General features: G+C 35.6%; 16 protein-coding genes and 1 pseudogene. 9 read left to right on the top strand and 8 right to left on the bottom strand.

Annotation, left to right across the window (positions count from 1 at the left end; genetic code table 11):
• Positions 1 to 8 precede the first annotated feature (8 nt).
• Together V5J73_RS00590 and V5J73_RS00585 are read right to left on the bottom strand one after the other, a co-directional pair.
• Entirely contained in the window at positions 9 to 872 is an 864-nt protein-coding gene (locus V5J73_RS00590) for a DUF58 domain-containing protein (RefSeq protein ID WP_338646857.1), read from the bottom strand.
• 81 nt (positions 873 to 953) lie between these two features.
• Positions 954 to 1,958: an AAA family ATPase gene (locus tag V5J73_RS00585; protein ID WP_338646856.1), complete on the bottom strand. Its 1,005-nt coding sequence runs from the start codon at positions 1,956 to 1,958 to the stop codon at positions 954 to 956.
• A 212-nt stretch (positions 1,959 to 2,170) separates the two neighbouring features.
• Between V5J73_RS00585 and V5J73_RS00580 the strand changes: the two genes are divergently transcribed.
• From V5J73_RS00580 to V5J73_RS00565, 4 genes and pseudogenes are all read left to right on the top strand, one after another.
• Positions 2,171 to 3,043 carry an aldo/keto reductase gene (locus tag V5J73_RS00580; protein ID WP_338646855.1) on the top strand — a complete coding sequence of 291 codons (873 nt, stop codon included), beginning with the start codon at positions 2,171 to 2,173 and terminating at the stop codon, positions 3,041 to 3,043.
• 48 nt (positions 3,044 to 3,091) lie between these two features.
• Positions 3,092 to 3,844 carry an SDR family NAD(P)-dependent oxidoreductase gene (locus tag V5J73_RS00575; protein WP_338646854.1) on the top strand — a complete coding sequence of 251 codons (753 nt, stop codon included), beginning with the start codon at positions 3,092 to 3,094 and terminating at the stop codon, positions 3,842 to 3,844.
• 41 nt (positions 3,845 to 3,885) lie between these two features.
• A pseudogene (locus V5J73_RS00570) lies at positions 3,886 to 4,275 on the top strand (four helix bundle protein).
• Positions 4,276 to 4,327: 52 nt separating this feature from the next.
• A complete protein-coding gene (locus V5J73_RS00565) occupies positions 4,328 to 5,467 on the top strand; it encodes an ATP-binding protein (protein ID WP_338646853.1) in 1,140 nt (379 codons plus the stop codon).
• Between the two features lie 20 nt (positions 5,468 to 5,487).
• Here V5J73_RS00565 and V5J73_RS00560 read toward each other — a convergent pair whose 3' ends face one another.
• Positions 5,488 to 6,264, bottom strand: coding sequence for an alpha/beta hydrolase family protein (locus V5J73_RS00560; RefSeq protein ID WP_338646852.1), 777 nt, complete (start codon positions 6,262 to 6,264; stop codon positions 5,488 to 5,490).
• Positions 6,265 to 6,683: 419 nt separating this feature from the next.
• On the opposite strand from V5J73_RS00560, the gene V5J73_RS00555 reads away from it, so the two are divergent.
• Together V5J73_RS00555 and V5J73_RS00550 are read left to right on the top strand one after the other, a co-directional pair.
• A complete protein-coding gene (locus V5J73_RS00555; protein WP_338646851.1) occupies positions 6,684 to 7,409 on the top strand; it encodes a metallophosphoesterase family protein in 726 nt (241 codons plus the stop codon).
• A gap of 44 nt (positions 7,410 to 7,453) precedes the next feature.
• Complete coding sequence (locus V5J73_RS00550) at positions 7,454 to 7,951, top strand: DUF6646 family protein (protein WP_099714072.1); 498 nt, start codon at positions 7,454 to 7,456, stop codon at positions 7,949 to 7,951.
• Positions 7,952 to 8,046: 95 nt separating this feature from the next.
• On the opposite strand, the gene amaB is transcribed toward V5J73_RS00550, so the two are convergent.
• The 3 genes from amaB to V5J73_RS00535 form a co-directional block, all read right to left on the bottom strand.
• On the bottom strand, positions 8,047 to 9,594 hold the full coding sequence (gene amaB, locus V5J73_RS00545) for an L-piperidine-6-carboxylate dehydrogenase (RefSeq protein WP_282731826.1): 1,548 nt from the start codon (positions 9,592 to 9,594) through the stop codon (positions 8,047 to 8,049).
• 231 nt (positions 9,595 to 9,825) lie between these two features.
• Positions 9,826 to 10,365 carry a 3-hydroxyanthranilate 3,4-dioxygenase gene (locus tag V5J73_RS00540; protein ID WP_338646850.1) on the bottom strand — a complete coding sequence of 180 codons (540 nt, stop codon included), beginning with the start codon at positions 10,363 to 10,365 and terminating at the stop codon, positions 9,826 to 9,828.
• Positions 10,366 to 10,405: 40 nt separating this feature from the next.
• Complete coding sequence (locus V5J73_RS00535; protein WP_338646849.1) at positions 10,406 to 11,515, bottom strand: endonuclease/exonuclease/phosphatase family protein; 1,110 nt, start codon at positions 11,513 to 11,515, stop codon at positions 10,406 to 10,408.
• A 269-nt stretch (positions 11,516 to 11,784) separates the two neighbouring features.
• Between V5J73_RS00535 and V5J73_RS00530 the strand changes: the two genes are divergently transcribed.
• From V5J73_RS00530 to V5J73_RS00520, 3 genes are all read left to right on the top strand, one after another.
• Positions 11,785 to 12,681 (top strand): S66 peptidase family protein, encoded by an 897-nt coding sequence (locus V5J73_RS00530; RefSeq protein WP_338648635.1) that lies wholly within the window; start codon positions 11,785 to 11,787, stop codon positions 12,679 to 12,681.
• Positions 12,682 to 12,735: 54 nt separating this feature from the next.
• Positions 12,736 to 13,095, top strand: coding sequence for a YraN family protein (locus V5J73_RS00525; RefSeq protein ID WP_338646848.1), 360 nt, complete (start codon positions 12,736 to 12,738; stop codon positions 13,093 to 13,095).
• 118 nt (positions 13,096 to 13,213) lie between these two features.
• Positions 13,214 to 13,870, top strand: coding sequence for an aspartate kinase (locus tag V5J73_RS00520; RefSeq protein ID WP_338646847.1), 657 nt, complete (start codon positions 13,214 to 13,216; stop codon positions 13,868 to 13,870).
• Between the two features lie 151 nt (positions 13,871 to 14,021).
• Here the strand turns inward: V5J73_RS00520 and mfd are convergent, their stop codons facing one another.
• Together mfd and V5J73_RS00510 are read right to left on the bottom strand one after the other, a co-directional pair.
• The gene (gene mfd / locus V5J73_RS00515; protein WP_338646846.1) at positions 14,022 to 17,390 is read right to left on the bottom strand and encodes a transcription-repair coupling factor; all 3,369 of its coding nucleotides are present in this window, start codon (positions 17,388 to 17,390) and stop codon (positions 14,022 to 14,024) included.
• On the bottom strand, positions 17,383 to 17,988 hold the full coding sequence (locus V5J73_RS00510; protein ID WP_338646844.1) for a hypothetical protein: 606 nt from the start codon (positions 17,986 to 17,988) through the stop codon (positions 17,383 to 17,385). The genes mfd and V5J73_RS00510 overlap by 8 nt, the downstream gene beginning before the upstream one ends.
• Between the last annotated feature and the right edge of the window lie 106 nt (positions 17,989 to 18,094).

Below are 18,094 nucleotides of genomic sequence, written 5' to 3'. Positions count from 1 at the left end.
TTGAACCCTTATCTCGATTTAAAGTAACTTAATAATTTCGTCACATAACTTTCGTCAACTCTTGTGTTTACAACACCGGAACCTGATTTACTGAATGTTTCTTTAAAATAATTAACTTTGTCGCGGTACTGTTTTTCATAATTCATTCGTACTGCTTTCGAACCGGTATTTATCAATTCGATCGCTCCAGTTTCGGCGTCAAGCATAGAAACCATACCTAAATCCGGCATTTTTTCTTCTCGAATATCGTACACGCGAATCCCAGTTATGTCGTGTTTTTTTGCAGCAATTTTTAATGTTTGTTCATAATCTTCCGACATGAAGTCAGAAATTACAAACACAATCGCTTTCTTTTTTTGAGTTCCCGATAAAAATTTTAAGGCTTGAGCAATATCTGTTTTACGACTTTTAGGCTGAAACTCTATCAATTCCCTGATAATACGCAACACGTGAGAACGTCCCTTTTTAGGCGGAATATACAATTCGATTTCATCCGAAAATAAAATCAAACCTATTTTGTCATTATTTTGAGTTGCTGAAAAAGCCATGGTTGCAGCAATTTCTGTAACAATATCTTTCTTGAATTGATTTTTTGAACCAAAACTTTCTGAACCCGAAATATCTACCATTAACATCATGGTCAATTCGCGTTCTTCCTCAAAAACCTTAACGTGCGCCTCGTTGTAGCGCGCGGTTACATTCCAATCAATCGCACGAATATCATCTCCGTACTGGTATTGACGCACTTCACTAAAGGTCATTCCACGTCCTTTGAAAGACGTATGATATTCTCCCGAAAAGATGTGATCGCTCAATCTTCTGGTTTTGATTTCTATTTTTCGGACTTTTTTTAAGAGGTCTTTTGTATCCATTTTTAATTTGTTTAAAGTTTAAAAGTTTAACGTTCCAAGTTCGTAATCCAACAACTTGAAACTTTAAACCTTAAACAAACTTTAAGGTACTTCTACTTCGTTTACGATTTTGTTAATGATATCTACTGAAGTAATATTTTCGGCTTCCGCTTCATAAGTAACTCCAATTCTGTGACGCAATACATCATGAACTACAGCACGAACATCTTCTGGAATTACATAACCACGACGTTTGATAAAAGCGTAGCATTTGGCGGCAGTCGCCAAATTGATACTTCCACGTGGTGATGCTCCAAAACTGATTAATGGTTTCAAATCAGCCAATTTATATTTCTCTGGATATCGTGTGGCAAAAATGATATCAAGTATGTATTTTTCTATTTTTTCATCCATGTAAACCTCACGAACTGCTTCCTGAGCGCGTAAAATTTGTTCCACAGAAACTACAGGATTTACTTTTTCATAACTTCCTTTTAGGTTTTGACGAATCACTAAACGCTCGTCTTCCATTTTTGGATAATCGATAACCGTTTTCAACATGAAACGATCGACCTGCGCTTCAGGTAACTGATACGTTCCTTCTTGCTCAATTGGATTTTGAGTAGCCAAAACCAAAAATGGTCTATCCAGTTTGAAAGTAGTGTCACCAATAGTCACTTGCTTTTCCTGCATGGCTTCCAATAATGCCGATTGTACTTTGGCTGGCGCACGGTTAATCTCATCAGCAAGGACGAAATTAGCGAAGATTGGTCCTTTTTTTATCGAAAATTCATTAGCCTTAATATTGTAAATCATTGTTCCTACAACATCGGCTGGCAATAAATCCGGTGTAAATTGAATTCTGCTGAAAGATCCCTGAACGGCTTGCGAAAGGGTGTTTATCGCTAAGGTTTTTGCTAATCCGGGAACACCTTCCAATAAAATATGCCCTTGACCCAAAAGTCCAATTAACAAACGCTCCACCATGTGCTTTTGACCCACAATAACCTTGTTCATTTCCATTGTGAGAAGGTCTATAAATGCACTCTCTCTTTCGATTTTTTCATTGATTGCTCTGATGTCTAAAGTCGCCGTATTTTCTTCCATTTTATTATTTTTAAAACCTTGAATTTAATGCCTTCGTTTTGAAGGTGCAAATTGAATTTTTTTTTAGAAGTAAGATGTTAATAAATGGTTAAAACTTCAATAAAACCACTAATTTTAAGGACGAATTATGATACAATTTTTATATTTTTAAGAACTTTGAAAAATATACTTTGAAATAGCAGAATTACGAATTTCAATAAAAAATAAAAACCATGAATAAAACAAAATTATCGCCTATTGTTGCTGGCGTCATGAATTGGGGAATATGGGATAAAAATCTCAATACCAAAGAAATGGAAAACATGATTAATGTGTGTTTAGAGAACAAAATCAGCACCTTTGATCATGCCGATATATATGGTGATTATACCACCGAATCTGATTTTGGAAAAGCCTTTGCTTCAAGTAAAATTGCGCGAGAAAAAATACAATTAATATCAAAATGTGGCATTCAGATGGTGACAGAAAACCGTAGCAATGCCATAAAACATTATGAATATTCAAAAGATTATATTATTTGGTCCGTTGAAAACTCCTTAAAAAACCTTCACACTGATTATTTGGATGTGCTATTATTGCATAGACCTAGTCCATTAATGCAAGCAGATGAAATTGCTGAGGCGGTTTTAAAATTAAAATCAGACGGAAAAATCATTGATTTTGGCCTTTCTAATTTTACGCCTTCACAAACCGATCTGATTCTTCAAAAAACAGAAGTTTTGTACAATCAAGTGCAATTTTCGGCAACGAATTTCGAACCAATGGTGGACGGAAGTTTTGATTATATGCAAGCCAATAACATTCGACCGATGTCATGGAATCCGCTGGGATCTGTTTTTAGAAAAGATATTCCACAAACCAGACGATTGAAACAATTACTGGCGACCTTAGTTTCAAAATACCATTTAGGATCGGATTCTATTTTACTTTCTTGGATTTTAAAACATCCTGCGCAAGTAATTCCTATAGCAGGAACGGTAAATGTGGCCCGAATTCAATCGTTGATGAAAGCAGTAGAATTAGAATTAGATAAAGAAGATTGGTTTGCCATTTGGGCAGCGAGTATGGGAAATGATGTAGCCTAGAATTAGTGTTCAATACAGCAACTTTAGAATATAAAACAGAAAAAAATAATGACTAAAACAGCCTTAGTGACCGGAGCGACCAGCGGAATTGGTAAAGCAACTGCACAAATATTAGCTAAAAATAACTATAAAATTATTCTTTGCGGACGCCGTGAAGAACGCTTAGACGAGTTGAAAAAAGAACTTTCGGCATTCACAGAAGTGCATACTTTGTCCTTTGATGTTCGGGACAAAAAAGCGGTTTTTGAAAGTATCAATTCTATCCCGGAAGCTTTTTCAACAATTGACGTTTTGATTAATAATGCCGGAAATGCACATGGTTTGGATCCTATTCAAAACGGAGATTTAGATGACTGGGACGCCATGATTGACATCAATGTCAAAGGACTTTTATATGTTTCGAAAGCTGTAATCCCGCAAATGATCGAACGAAAATCAGGTCATATCATCAACATTGGTTCCATAGCCGGAAAAGAAGTGTATCCAAACGGAAACGTGTATTGTGCCTCCAAACATGCTGTTGACGCCTTGAGCCAAGCCATGAGGATGGACTTGAATCCTTACGGAATTCGCGTTGGTGCCATTCATCCCGGTGCCGTAGAAACGGAATTTAGCGAAGTGCGTTTCAAAGGCGACACAGAGAAAGCCGCCAATGTTTACAAAGGTTTTGAGCCATTACATCCAGAAGATATCGCTGACATTATTCACTTTGTAGTTTCCAGACCGTATCATGTAAATATTGCCGATTTGATGGTATTGCCAACAGCACAAGCCGCTGCTACAATTTTAAAAAGAGATTAAATTATTATTTATTTCTATTATTATTTATAAACCCTTTAAATATGGCGAATTACAATTCTTTTGAGGAAATGGGAATCTATCAATTAGCTAGAGAACAAAGTAACCATGTTTGGCATTTAATTCAAAACACAACTCTTGGTCAAGATTATAAATTAAGGGATCAAATCAATGGTTCTTCTGGGTCAGTTATGGATAATATTGCTGAGGGTTTTGGCCGGGGAGGAAACAAATAATTTATTACTTTTTTGAGTTATTCAAGAGGTTCATGTTGTGAAACAAAAGCACAATTACAAAGGTCCTTCGATAGAAAACATATCAACGAAGAAAACTATTTGGAGTTAACTTTAAAATCTCAAATTATAATCGACCAAATTTCAAAATTCATGAATTTTTTAAAAAGTTCTGATAGAACAGGATCAAAATATGATTAATAAATATGTCTTAACAACAATAAAAAATAGAAATAAATAATAATCAATACCGATGATCAACAAACGCATTCTTATCAAGAACCTGCTTGCTCACAATGACGAGAGCAGTTTTTATGATAAAAAGCGTCAGTTGAATTTGCATACACGGGAAGGAAAAGCAAAATTTTTAAAACACATTTGTGCACTTTCTAATTCAAATCCTACAAACAATTCCTATATTGTTGTGGGCGTGGAGGATCATGACAATCTTATTGTGGGCGATGATTTTTTTGACGACAGCCGGATTCAGAATTTAGTGAATGCCTATCTGGAAAATCCTCCGAAAATTCAATATGAAAATGTGCCTTTCCCAAATTTGCCAAAAGATAAAGTTATCGGACTGGTAACGGTCAAGCCAAAAAGCAAAACTTCACATTTCAAAAAAGGAATTCACACGATTCCTGCCAACAGTATTTTTATACGGCGAGGCAGTAACACGATGCCTATTGAAGGCGAAATTGAAAAGAATTACCAGAACACGGAAACCGTAATTGGCATCGAAAACAACTCCCGAAACAGCATTGAATACACACTCGATGGTGTAATTGATTTCATGAATTTTCGGCACAAGGATATGGCGCCAAAATATAAAGTATTCAAAGAATTATTTGTGATTTGCTGGGCAGGAATAGCGAAAAAATCTCGTGAAAAAACGTATTTATCACGCGTAGATATTGAATTAATCAACGAACAAATCAAGCTATTTTACTCGGCTCAGGATGTGGTCGAAATTACTTTCGATGAAGATACTTTTACGATTATTGAATATGTTCCTTTGGGTTTAAACGACAAAACGAGCTACTATCCTTTAGAAAAACAAACGATTCATTTTCATGACAATGGCTATTACAAAATAGAAAGAGAGATGCTTTTTCAGCCTCCAGAATTCAACAAAAAAATGTTATTTCATATTTACAATGCCAATATTACTTTGCTGAACAAACTCCAAAAAGGACTTTCATTATCTGAGCGAGAACAAAAAGATTTAGAGAATTTACCTTCCACTTTTATGATTTGTTACCTCAACGGTTTTGAAGAAGCCAAACAAAAACTGATAGATGCAAAAACACTGATAAAACCTTTCAGCCAAGTATATTTATCGTTTAAAGAAGCGCTGCGAATTTTGAGAAAAATGAAATATGATGTACAGTAGCTATAATTTTATTATAGATTTCATTCTTTAAGAAAGCCCAATACATAAGCATTAATTTCTCTTTTTTGTCTTTTATTTCCGCTGTCATTCATGTCATTATGAATGGTATTGGGGAGTTTAATGATTTTTATTCCGAACTTTTTCTGATCTGTAACAGTAGGCAAAATTCCTTCATCTGCAGGTTGGTCACTGGAGCGAAGCGAGTAAATTTTAGGCGTAGAAGTTCTGGGCAATTCCATTCTGCGGTTGTCCAATGAAATTATTTTATTGGCCAAATTTGGGTATTTATGAGCAAATAAAACCGTCATATCGCCTCCATTGGAATGTCCAACTAGGTTTACATGTTTGAAATCTAATTCTGGTTTTATTCTTTTCAATTCATTAAGAACAAACAGGATATTCTCTGCTCCTCTTTCCCAATTTGATCGTCGTACCACTTGAGGAATTCCTGTCAAAGGCAATAAATCATCGGTTGCTAATTCATGCTGGATACTCACTACAAAATAGCCTTTGGACGCTAATTTTTTCGTCAGATAGGAATACGATTTATTTGCACCCGGTTTATTTTCTCCATAACCGTGACTCACAATTACCAATTGTTGATTTGAAATTTTATCCTTTACAATTGGGGAATAAAACGCAACCGGAATCAACCTGTTTCTGAAACTGTCTAACCAACTGGCACTATCTGATTTGACCTCAAATGCTTGGTTATTGAGTTTGGGTTTTGTTGCTGTTTTATGAGACGTACAACTTAACACCAGAAAACAAAACAATATTTTCAGGGATATTTTCATGTGAATTTGGAACATTTATCTGATTGAAAAATATTTTTTAAAATGAAAGTATTGATTTATTATTCTAAATCAAAGCCAACAATTCTTTTAAAACCTGACAGATCATTTTAGCCAAAAGTAACGATAACGCAAGAAGTGTACTCATTTTATAGCGGTTTATTTTTTGTAAAGTTAATCTTAAAAAATAAAAAAAACATCACCTAAAACAGTGATATTTTATTCCCTGATTAAAACAGCATTCTGAAGAAATTCCTATTCTATTTTTCATAAAAATTACAACCTTTAAAATACCGTTTCTTTTAATTTATTTAAAAAAATAAGTTAAAGTAGCATACTTCATCACTCTTTTACTTAATTTTATGACTTGGAAACAGCGTTGTTTTTTGGCTGTTTTTACACTAATAAAGAACATTCAGTACATGAGAACACTTGTTATAGGCGATATCCACGGTGGTTTACGAGCATTGCACCAAATTATGGAGAGAGCCAACGTTACTAAAAACGACACTCTGATTTTTCTGGGAGATTATGTTGATGGCTGGAGCCAATCCCCTCAGGTACTCGATTTTATCATTGATTTAAAAACCAAACAAAACTGTGTGTGCATACGCGGGAATCATGATGATTTATTACTGGAATGGCTTGATGAAAGCAAAGACAATCTGTTGTGGTACAAACATGGCGGGGAAGCGACTGTTTTGGCCTACGAATCCGTTAGCGCAGAAACGAAACAAAAACACATTGAATTCCTGAAATCTCTGGATAATTATCATCTGGACGAGCAACGTCGTTTATACGTTCACGCTGGTTTTACTAATATGAACGGTGTAGATTTTGAATATTTTCCCGGTCTTTTCTATTGGGATAGAACCTTGTGGGAAACTGCATTGGCATTAGACAAAACCATGAAAACGGATGACATTTTCTACCCAAAACGTCTTACGCTATACAACGAAATTTATATTGGTCACACGCCAGTTACGCGAATAGGTGAAACAACGCCAATTCAAAAAGCAAATGTGTGGAATGTGGATACTGGCGCAGCTTTCAAAGGACCATTAACGATTATGGATGTTGACACCAAGGAATTCTGGCAAAGTGAACCTTTGAACCAATTGTATTTTGATGAAAAAGGAAGAAATTAGATTTTATTGAACTACTTTTGCACCCACTTAAAAAAATTAAAAGTATGAAAAAGATTACCACATTAGTGTTGCTATTAACAGTTGGCTTGATCAATGCACAGGCTTTCAAAGGAAAAGGAGATGTGAAATTTGATGTTGGAGGTAACTTTCAAAATGGAGGATCTGGAATTCGTGTTTCTTCTGATTTTGGAGTTGGAGAAAACATGTCATTCGGATTTGTGACTTCTTATTTGTTATCCGTTTCTAATGATGATTTAGGAAACAAACCTGATTTTGGAGACAGAGTAGATATTAAAGGACGATTCAATGCAAACTTGGGGAATGTTTTTCAATTTGATCCAAAAATGGATATTTACCCAGGATTGGATTTAGGCCTACGAAATTTTGGTGCGCATTTAGGATTCCGTTATTTCTTTACGGAAGGTTTTGGTATTTTCTCTGAAGCTGGAATTCCAATAGCCACTTATAAAACGGATGCTGTAGGTTTTGATAAATTAAACAATCAATTTACGTTTAATATTGGTGCTTCTTTCAATTTGTAAAACACTTTTCACAACAATTACCGAAGCAATTTGAAATAAAAAAAAGGCAATTTGAACTATTCAAATTGCCTTTTTTAGTTTATTCTATTTTGTTGTTACAAATCAAATTTGATTCCTTGTGCCAATGGCAATTGGGTTCCGTAATTGATTGTATTAGTTTGTCTTCTCATGTAGGCTTTCCAAGCATCTGAACCTGATTCACGCCCACCACCAGTTTCTTTTTCACCACCAAAAGCACCACCAATTTCTGCTCCGGAAGTACCAATATTTACATTGGCAATTCCACAATCAGAACCAGATTGAGAAAGGAACAATTCCATTTCTCTCATGCTGTTTGTAAAAATAGAAGAAGAAAGTCCTTGTGGAACTCCGTTTTGCAACGCAATCGCTTCTTCAATCGTGCTGTATTTCATAACATATAAAATAGGCGCAAAAGTTTCTGTTTGAACGATATCAAAATGATTCTCAGCTTCAATGATACATGGTCTTACATAACAACCACTTTCATATCCTTCGCCTTCAACCAATCCACCTTCAACGATGATTTTTCCGCCTTCTTTTTTGGCGCTTTCAATCGCATCCAAATAATCCTGAACAGCTCCTTTGTCGATAAGTGGCCCAACGTGATTATTCTCATCCAATGGATTTCCTATTTGCAATTGACCGTATGCATTTTTCAATACGCTGATGGTTTTGTCATACACACTTTCGTGAATGATTAAACGTCTGGTCGATGTGCAACGTTGTCCTGCTGTTCCTACCGCTCCAAAAACGGCTCCGACCAATACCATACTGATATCCGCATGTTCCGAAACGATAATCGCATTGTTTCCTCCTAATTCAAGGATGGTATTCCCAAAACGTTCTGCTACGGTTTTTGATACGTGACGTCCTATTCTAGTTGATCCTGTAAAAGAAACCAATGAAATTCTTTTGTCATTATTGATTAAATCTCCTGATTCGTTTCCAGTTACCAAACAACTAACACCTTCAGGAACATTATTTCTTTTTAAAACTGTTTTGATAATATTTTGGCAAGCCACTCCGCATAAAGGCACTTTTGAACTTGGTTTCCAAATCGCAACATCACCACAAACCCAAGCAATCATTGCGTTCCAACTCCAAACCGCTACCGGAAAGTTAAATGCCGAAATGATTCCAACCGTTCCTATTGGATGATATTGCTCATACATTCTGTGCAAAGGTCTTTCAGAATGCATGGTTAATCCGTACAATTGACGGGATAATCCCACCGCAAAATCACAGATATCAATCATTTCCTGTACTTCACCATATCCTTCTTGAAGACTTTTTCCCATTTCATAAGAAACTAGTTTTCCAAGAGGCTCTTTGAATTTTCTTAATTCATCTCCCATCTGACGAACGATATCACCTCTTTTTGGAGCTGGAACCATACGCCATTCTAAAAACGCTTCCGAAGCTTTTTGCATTGCTTTTTCATAATCTTCTTTAGAAGACGTTTTTACTTTTCCAATTAAAGTCCCATCTGCTGGCGAATAACTTTCGATGATTTTTCCGTTGGCAAAATTAGCTGCTCCAGTTGATGTTCCTTCATTTATCTCCTCAATCCCTAATTGCTTAAGGGCTTCTTTGATTCCGAATTGATCTGCTATTGTTATCATTGTAACTTTTTTATTAAAAATTGTTATATTTTTTTACAAATATATTGATTTAAGGTGAAAAACTAAACATTGCTACTTTTATTTTACGCTTTTTAGCCGCAATAGTAGTGGCATCCTTTTGTGGTATCGTAAAAAAACGAGACCACAAAAAATAGAACGGATAGCGGGGCATGAGCGAAGCGAACTGACGAAGTAAATAGCTCCTAATACTGAAATAAATTCAGCATTAAATTATTTTTTGGCAACAAATCTTGGATCTGTTTCCATTATACTGCCACATTTTTCGCAGGTTCTCAACTTTTCTGAATTATAAAAATGCTCAAAGTGAGGCAGGAAATCATTCTCTATATTCTGCAGTTCAAAATAAACCTCGTGCAGCTTGTGATTGCAGGTATCGCAAAACCATAATAAACCATCCGTATATCCTTTTCCAGCTCTTTTTCGTTCAATGACAAGTCCAATAGAACCTTCAGAACGCACCGGAGAATGCGGGATTTTAGCAGGATTAAGGTACATATCACCGGCACGCAATTCCATTTCTTTGCGCACACCATCTTCTTGAATAATCACTTTGATGGTGCCTTCAAGTTGGTAAAATAACTCTTCGGTTTCGTTGTAATGATAGTCTTTTCGGGCGTTTGGACCCGCAACAATCATTACGATATAATCACCGGATTCCCTGTACAAGTTTCTATTACCAACGGGTGGTTTTAGGAGATGACGGTTTTCGTTAATCCATTTATTGAGGTTGAAAGGTTTTGCAATTGCCATGATTTTTATTTTAAATGTAAAGTTATGAAATAATAAATCGTTATTTTTTTTCCTTAATCAAATAAATATACACTGGGAAATGATCGCTAAACCCAATTTCGGTGTTAGAATGTCGCAACGGATAGCCTTTGTATTGCCCGCTGGTTTGTATCAAAAATGACTTGTTATAAATTCCGGCTTTCCAATATCTAAAACTCGAAAAGTCTGATTGCAGTAAAGTTTCTGAAACCATTATTTGGTCAAAAACATCCCAAGCATCCCGAAATGCGATGGTTCCAAATCCTTTTTTGGCCATTTCTTCGAATGGATTATAAATTCCAAATGGCTGAACCTCTGCTTTTTTAGCTTTGGCACCAAGCCCTAATTTGACACTTTTATTATACGGACCATCATTCAAATCACCCAACGTAATCACTTTTGCATTTGGATTTATGCGTTGCAGGGAATCAATTATTTTTCGGTTTAAAGCACCAGCAGCTTCGCGAAACGGACTTGATTTTTTCTCACCGCCAGAGCGGGACGGCCAATGGTTCACTATGATATTAATTTCCTCTCCGTCCAGAAATCCGGTCACTAAAAGCTGATCTCGTGTGTAAACCCGATAATTTTTGGTGCTTATTTGCAATTCATCATCTGTTTTTTCCTCGGAACTGGCTTTGGAACTTTCTTGCGTGAAAGTTCCTTCTTTATAAATGTACAACGGAATATTACTGTAACTCGTGGGCTGGAATTTCTTTTTTTGGTACAACAACGCCACATCGATTCCTCTTTTGTCTGGCGAATCAAAATGAATGATTCCGTAATCTTTCTCGATTAATTTGGGTTGCTTGACTAAATCTTCCAAAACTCCTCGGTTTTCAATCTCGCATCCGCCAATAAATGTGGGCGAATCAGTATTTTCAGCTGAACCAATTTCAGATAAAACGCGGGCTAAATTCCCCAGTTTCTTTTCGTATTTATCAAATGTCCAACGTTGCAAACCCATTGGCGTCCATTCTTCATCAAAAGTATCTGGATCATTTATGGTATCAAAAAGGTTTTCGAAATTGTAAAATGCCACCGTATGAATGACGTATTTTTTCTGTTGCGCAGTAGCTTTTGCTATTGGAAAAAATAAAAAAAGAATAGGAATCCAGTGCGTAATTCTCATAAGTGTTATTTATTTCCAGTCGGTGATTAGATTCCTTTTTTGAATCTGTTTATTGTAAAAATAGTCATTTGGTAGTGAACTTAAAATTATTTTCTAATTGTCTATCTTTGTTTTTGTCTTACAAAGACTCCATAACTCCAATTATTTTAGAAAAACAATACAACATGAATGCAAACCGATTTACTTTTACATTACGCTGTCGTGTTTTATATAAATTTCTATCCCTTATTTTTGTTTTACAATCTTTCAACAGTCAAGCCCAATACAAAATGATTACACCACCAAGTTTACAAAAAGGAGATACCGTAGCAATTTTGGCAACAGCCAGAAAAAATATAGATGACAACCTGAAACCCGCCATCGATTTGTTGCACAGTTGGGGACTGGAAGTAGTCATAGGCAGCACCATAGGTTTAGACAACGATCAATTAGCCGGAACTGACGAACAACGTGCCGCCGATTTTCAGCAGCAACTAGACAATCCAAATATAAAAGCAATCTGGTGTGTAAAAGGCGGATACGGAACTGTACGCATGATTGATTTATTGGATTTTACTGCCTTCAAAAAAAATCCGAAATGGATTGTTGGTTTTAGCGATGTGACCGTTTTACACAATCATTTAAATACAATGGGTTTCAAATCCATTCACGGAATCATGCCAATAACCGCTCCAAGAGCAACTCCGCAAGCGATAGAAACTATGCGAATTGCGTTATTTGGTGAAAAATTATCGTACGAAATAGACCCTTTCCTGATGAACAGACCAGGAAAAGCTACCGGAGAATTAGTAGGTGGAAATTTATCGATTCTATACAGTTTGTTTGGTTCTCCATCCGCAATTGACTGTTCTGATAAAATCTTGTTTATAGAAGATTTAGACGAATATTTATATCACATTGATCGCATGATGATGAATTTGAAACGAAATGGATGTCTGGAAAGTATCAAAGGAATTGTTGTGGGTTCTATGACAAAAATGAAGGACAACGATATTCCGTGGGGGAAAAATGCCATTGAAATTATCGAGGATGTCACTAGAAAATACAATATTCCTGTCTTGTATAATTTTCCTGCAGGTCATATCCAAGACAATAGAGCCTTGATTTTAGGGAATAATGTGACTCTAAATGTCAATGAAAAATGCAGTACGCTGGTTTTTGAATAAAGGGAATTCGATTTTTAATTGCAGAAGTTTTAAACCTTAAAACAAAATTTTTGAATGGCGGAACATAACGAACTCGGAAAATTAGGAGAAGAAATGGCCGTCGAATTTCTAAGGAAAGACGGATATTCTATTTTGGAAACCAACTGGACGTTCCAAAAAGCCGAAATAGATATTCTTGCCCAAAAAGGAAATACACTCGCAGTTATTGAAGTCAAAACCCGTTCTTCATTAGAATTTGGCTTACCACAAGATTTTGTAAAACCCAAAAAAATCCAGCTTCTTGTAAAGGCCGTTGATGCATTTGTCAACGAAAGAAATTTAGACATTGAAGTCCGTTTTGACATAATTGCCATCCATAGAGAAGGTAAATCTTTTGTAATTGAGCACCTTATCGATGCTTTTTATCACTTTTAATTACTTTTTATTGATGTTACATTTGTAACAAATTGTTTTTTTATTTATATTTGCTGTGTTTTTAACACACAACATAACTAAACTTACACCTCTAACTAACTAAAAAACCTTAGGAATTATGAAAACTGTTTCTTCTATTGTAGAAAATTACATCAAAACAAAGCCTTTTTTATTGAATGCATTATCGCTTGGAATTATCAATTTAACGTCATTATCCAGAAATATAATGACTGAATTAGAAAGTGAATTTGGCAAAGAAGTAAAACAAGGAGCTGTTGTAATGGCTTTAAAAAGATTAACAGAAGAGTTAGACTTCAGGTTAAATCATAAGATTAACAAAGTCATCAAAAACATAGGGGAAATTACTGTTCGTTCCGCTTTGACGGATTATACTTTTGCAGCCTCGGAAACCGTTTTAAACAAACAAGCGGACTTAATTACAGATATTAATTCGCTACCAGATATTTTTTATACTTCATCTAGAGGCGTAAATGAAACTAATATTGTGGTAAGCAATAGCATCAATCACCTAGTTGACAAGCATTTTGCTAATGAGAAATTGATTCAAAAACTAGACAATCTGGCTTCGATTACGGTAAAATTACCCAAAGAAAATATTGTTGTTCCTGGAATTTACTATTTCATTTTTCAACGTTTGGCTTGGGAAGGAATCATCATCAATGAAGTAATTTCGACTTCTAATGAATTCACCATATTAGTGAGCGAAGAACAAGTTGATGTTGCTTTTAAAGTAATTAAGGATTTGAAGAATTAATAAAAATTCTATTATATAAAAAAGCTTCCAATCCTCAAAAGGCTGGAAGCTTTTTTATTTTATTCAAACTTTCAAAAATTAAATTCCACAAAGCAATACTACTTTTAACCTTAATTTTCTAAATGGTTTTAAAATCATAAATTAACTTTAATCATTCCCCTCCCAACAACTCCATAAACTCTAGCGCTGTTCTGGTATTTTTTACATTATCAAAAGTCAACAAAAGACGCAATCCAGCCGGCGTTTGCTTTTCTTTCATTTTACATAAATTAGGATGTTTTTGTACAAATTGCAACACTTGATTGAAGCGTTTGGATTGGTAATAATCTGATTGTTGATCCGAAATGAAATACCCAATCATCTTGCCTTGTTTCATGACTAATTTCTCGATTCCAAGACGGGTTGCAATCCATTTGATTCGGATACTATTCATTAACGCTTTGGCACGAGGCGGCATTGGACCAAAACGGTCAATCAATTTGTTTTGGAAAATGATTAATTCTTCTTCATTCTTTACAGCGCCTAATTCATTGTACAAACTCAATCGCTCCGAAACATTATTGATGTATTCATCTGAAAACAACAACTCAAAATCAGTGTCAATTTGCAAATCTTTGACGTATTCTTTCGTTTCGATATTACTTTCTTCGGGATACAGATCCTTAAATTCATTTTCTTTCAATTCATCAATGGCTTCATTCATGATTTTTTGGTACGTATCAAAACCAATCTCATTGATAAAACCACTTTGCTCGCCACCCAATAAATCTCCGGCACCACGAATCTCCAAATCTTTCATCGCAATATTAAATCCGCTTCCCAATTCACTAAATTGTTCCAAAGCTTGAATACGTTTTCTGGCATCATCGGTCATGGCTGAATACGGCGGACAAATAAAATAACAAAACGCTTTCTTGTTGCTTCTTCCTACTCGACCGCGCATTTGATGCAAATCAGACAATCCAAAATTATTCGCATTATTGATAAAAATCGTATTCGCATTGGGAACGTCTAATCCGCTTTCGATAATGGTGGTTGCCACCAAAACATCAAATTCTCCGTTCATGAAAGCGAGCATTAATTCCTCTAGTTTCTTACCATCCATTTGGCCGTGACCAATTCCGACTCTGGCATTTGGGACCAAACGCTGAATCATTCCGGCCACTTCTTTGATATTTTCGATTCGGTTATTGATGAAGAAAACCTGTCCGTTTCGCTGAATCTCATACGAAATCGCGTCCCGAATCATCTCTTCACTAAAACCTACTACATTTGTTTCAATAGGATATCTGTTTGGCGGAGGCGTCGTAATTACTGATAAATCGCGCGCTGCCATCAGTGAAAACTGTAAAGTTCTTGGGATTGGCGTTGCTGTTAGTGTCAATGTATCCACGTTAGCAGCAATCGTCTTGAGTTTATCTTTTACATTGACACCAAATTTTTGCTCCTCATCTACAATCAGCAATCCAAGGTCTTTGAAAACTACATTTTTGTTGACCAACTGGTGCGTTCCAATGACAATATCCAGTTTTCCTTCGGCTAATAATTTTAGTGTTTCTGCTTTCTGTTTTGCTGTTCTAAAACGATTCAAATAGCCAATTGAAACCGGCATATCTTTCAATCGTTCTGTAAAAGTTCTAAAATGTTGGTAGGCTAAAATAGTGGTAGGAACCAAAATTGCTACTTGTTTGCTATTGTCAACTGCTTTAAATGCAGCCCGAATGGCAACTTCCGTTTTACCAAAACCTACATCACCACAAACCAAGCGATCCATTGGACGATCGCTTTCCATATCGGCTTTTACTTCTGCCGTTGATTTGGTTTGGTCCGGTGTATCTTCGTAAATAAAGGAACTTTCAAGTTCATTTTGCAAATAACTGTCAGGCGCAAACTGGAATCCTTTTTCGAGTCTTCTTTTGGCATACAACTGAATCAGATTAAATGCAATATGTTTGACTCTAGCCTTAGTTTTTTGTTTTAAAATCTTCCAGGCATTCGACCCCAATTTGTAAATTTTGGGTGGTGTTCCGTCTTTTCCGTTGTATTTTGAAATTTTGTGCAGTGAATGAATACTCACATACACAATATCATTATCGGCATAAACGAGCTTGATGGCTTCTTGTGTTTTGCCTTCGACTTGTATTTTTTGCAACCCTCCAAAACGCCCAATTCCGTGATCGATGTGAGTTACATAATCGCCAACGGATAAAGTCGTGAGTTCTTTTAGAGTAATATTCTGTTTTTTCGAATAGCCATTTTTGATGCTGAATTTATGGTAGCGTTCAAAAATTTGATGGTCCGTGTAACAGGTTATTTGATTTTCTTCGTCAATAAATCCTTGGTACAAAGGCAAAACAACGGTGTGATATTGCTTGCGGATATTCTCAGAATTCGCTTCGTCCAACGTTTCAAAAATATCATGAAATCGTTTCGCTTGGGCGTCATTCGAGCAAAATAAGTAATTTTTGTATCCGTTAAAATGATTTTCATTCAGATTATTCAGCAACAAATCAAACTGTTTATTGAACGACGGTTGTGGCTGAATGTGAAATTCAAATTTTTTGGTGGTTCTAAAAATAGCTTTCGAACTCAATTCAACAATCGAAAAATCCAACGCTCTTTTTATAAATTCCGTTTGATTCAAAAACAATTGTTCCGGCGAAGACCGCTTTATTTCCTGCGACAATTTTGCGAAAGCTTCTTCGGCTTTGCCAAATTGTTTGTCTAATTGTGCTAAAAAATCTTCGGTGTTCTGAATAAAAATTACGGTTTTCTCCGAAATATAATCCAAGAAACTTTCTCGGTTTTCCTGAAAAACTTTGTTTTCCACATTTGGGATTATCGTAATCTTTTTTTGTGTTTCAATAGACAATTGCGTGGCTACATCAAAGGTTCGAATGCTCTCCACTTCGTCTCCAAAAAACTCGATTCGGTACGGATTATCATTCGAAAATGAAAACACATCAACAATTCCTCCACGAACCGAAAACTCTCCTGGTTCTGTAATAAAATCGACTCTTTTGAACTCGTATTCAAACAAAACTTCGTTTATAAAATCGATAGAAATCTTGTCGCCAACAGCAACTTTCAACGTGTTTTTATCCAATTCTTTTCGGGTCACTACTTTCTCGAATAAGGCTTCGGGATAGGTGACAATAACAGCGGGTTTCTTGCGGGAATTGATTCGGTTTAATACTTCGGCGCGAAGCAAAACATTGGCATTATCCGTATCTTCAATTTCATAAGGACGGCGAAAAGAGCCCGGATAAAACAGAACGTCTTGCTCACCAATCATTTGTTCCAAGTCATTCAAATAATAGGCAGCTTCTTCTTTATTGTTTAAAACTAGTAAAAAAGGAAGCTCGGATTTCTTGAAAATCGAGCGAATCACGAATGAAAATGCAGAACCCAACAAACCAGTTAAGTGCATTTTGACTTGATTATTTTCTACTAAACGAGCAACAATTTGCTGGGTTTTTGGCGAATTATCGTAGGTATTGTATAAGGCTGTTTTACTCAACGCGTGGTATATTTGGGTCGATTATAGGTGTATTAGGAATGGCTCTTGTGGTATCCATCATTTTTAATAGATCAGATTCTCCCTCTTCGATTGGAATTTTACTTTTCTCGACAATTTTATCCATTTGTCTTTGTAAAGAAACCAATTCTAAGTTGATTTCTGAAACCAACAACGTCACTTTTTTATCTGGAATATTATCCAAATGAATGAATAAATCCAACAATCGAACTTTAGTAATCAAAGTCGAAATCCTACTTCTTATCTGAGGTTTGTTGTATTCATACGGTATATTATCATCCAAAGCCGTCACTTTTTTAGAAAGCGCTTTTGATTTTTGCTGAAAAGCTCCAATCGTTTTTTTCGGTTTTACGGCTAATTCTGCAAGGAATATTCTCCATTCGTTCCAAGAGGCGATACTTTTCTCTCCCGCTTCGGTTACTGGCTCATTATATAAAACCCAACCTTTCTCTATGTTTTTGAAAATGACTTCTCTTTTTTGCATCTCTTTTTCATTCTCGGCAATGCGTTTTTGATTGTCATCTTTACAAGACAACAACAGGAAAATCAGCGAAAAGAACACGGCTAAATTGTATTTCATTTTTAATTTCATTAAAGCACAAAGTTACAAAGTAAATTTACAATAATGAATTCCAGTAATCGAATAACAATCTAATATTGCTTCACTAATTTTTATGTGTAAAAAC

The organism is Flavobacterium sp. KS-LB2 (assembly GCF_036895565.1).
In the GTDB taxonomy this organism is placed as follows: domain Bacteria; phylum Bacteroidota; class Bacteroidia; order Flavobacteriales; family Flavobacteriaceae; genus Flavobacterium.
This window is presented reverse-complemented; position numbering and strand designations above follow the sequence as displayed.

What these genes read in the sequence shown, in the direction of transcription:
- V5J73_RS00565 (WP_338646853.1), top strand. Translation starts at nt 4,328, where the DNA reads ATGATCAACAAACGCATTCTTATCAAGAACCTGCTTGCTCACAATGAC.
- V5J73_RS00535 (WP_338646849.1), bottom strand. Translation starts at nt 11,515, where the DNA reads ATGAGAATTACGCACTGGATTCCTATTCTTTTTTTATTTTTTCCAATA.
- V5J73_RS00540 (WP_338646850.1), bottom strand. Translation starts at nt 10,365, where the DNA reads ATGGCAATTGCAAAACCTTTCAACCTCAATAAATGGATTAACGAAAAC.
- V5J73_RS00590 (WP_338646857.1), bottom strand. Translation starts at nt 872, where the DNA reads ATGGATACAAAAGACCTCTTAAAAAAAGTCCGAAAAATAGAAATCAAA.
- V5J73_RS00580 (WP_338646855.1), top strand. Translation starts at nt 2,171, where the DNA reads ATGAATAAAACAAAATTATCGCCTATTGTTGCTGGCGTCATGAATTGG.
- V5J73_RS00555 (WP_338646851.1), top strand. Translation starts at nt 6,684, where the DNA reads ATGAGAACACTTGTTATAGGCGATATCCACGGTGGTTTACGAGCATTG.
- amaB (WP_282731826.1), bottom strand. Translation starts at nt 9,594, where the DNA reads ATGATAACAATAGCAGATCAATTCGGAATCAAAGAAGCCCTTAAGCAA.
- V5J73_RS00550 (WP_099714072.1), top strand. Translation starts at nt 7,454, where the DNA reads ATGAAAAAGATTACCACATTAGTGTTGCTATTAACAGTTGGCTTGATC.
- V5J73_RS00575 (WP_338646854.1), top strand. Translation starts at nt 3,092, where the DNA reads ATGACTAAAACAGCCTTAGTGACCGGAGCGACCAGCGGAATTGGTAAA.
- V5J73_RS00560 (WP_338646852.1), bottom strand. Translation starts at nt 6,264, where the DNA reads ATGAAAATATCCCTGAAAATATTGTTTTGTTTTCTGGTGTTAAGTTGT.
- V5J73_RS00525 (WP_338646848.1), top strand. Translation starts at nt 12,736, where the DNA reads ATGGCGGAACATAACGAACTCGGAAAATTAGGAGAAGAAATGGCCGTC.
- V5J73_RS00585 (WP_338646856.1), bottom strand. Translation starts at nt 1,958, where the DNA reads ATGGAAGAAAATACGGCGACTTTAGACATCAGAGCAATCAATGAAAAA.
- V5J73_RS00530 (WP_338648635.1), top strand. Translation starts at nt 11,785, where the DNA reads ATGATTACACCACCAAGTTTACAAAAAGGAGATACCGTAGCAATTTTG.
- V5J73_RS00520 (WP_338646847.1), top strand. Translation starts at nt 13,214, where the DNA reads ATGAAAACTGTTTCTTCTATTGTAGAAAATTACATCAAAACAAAGCCT.
- V5J73_RS00510 (WP_338646844.1), bottom strand. Translation starts at nt 17,988, where the DNA reads ATGAAATACAATTTAGCCGTGTTCTTTTCGCTGATTTTCCTGTTGTTG.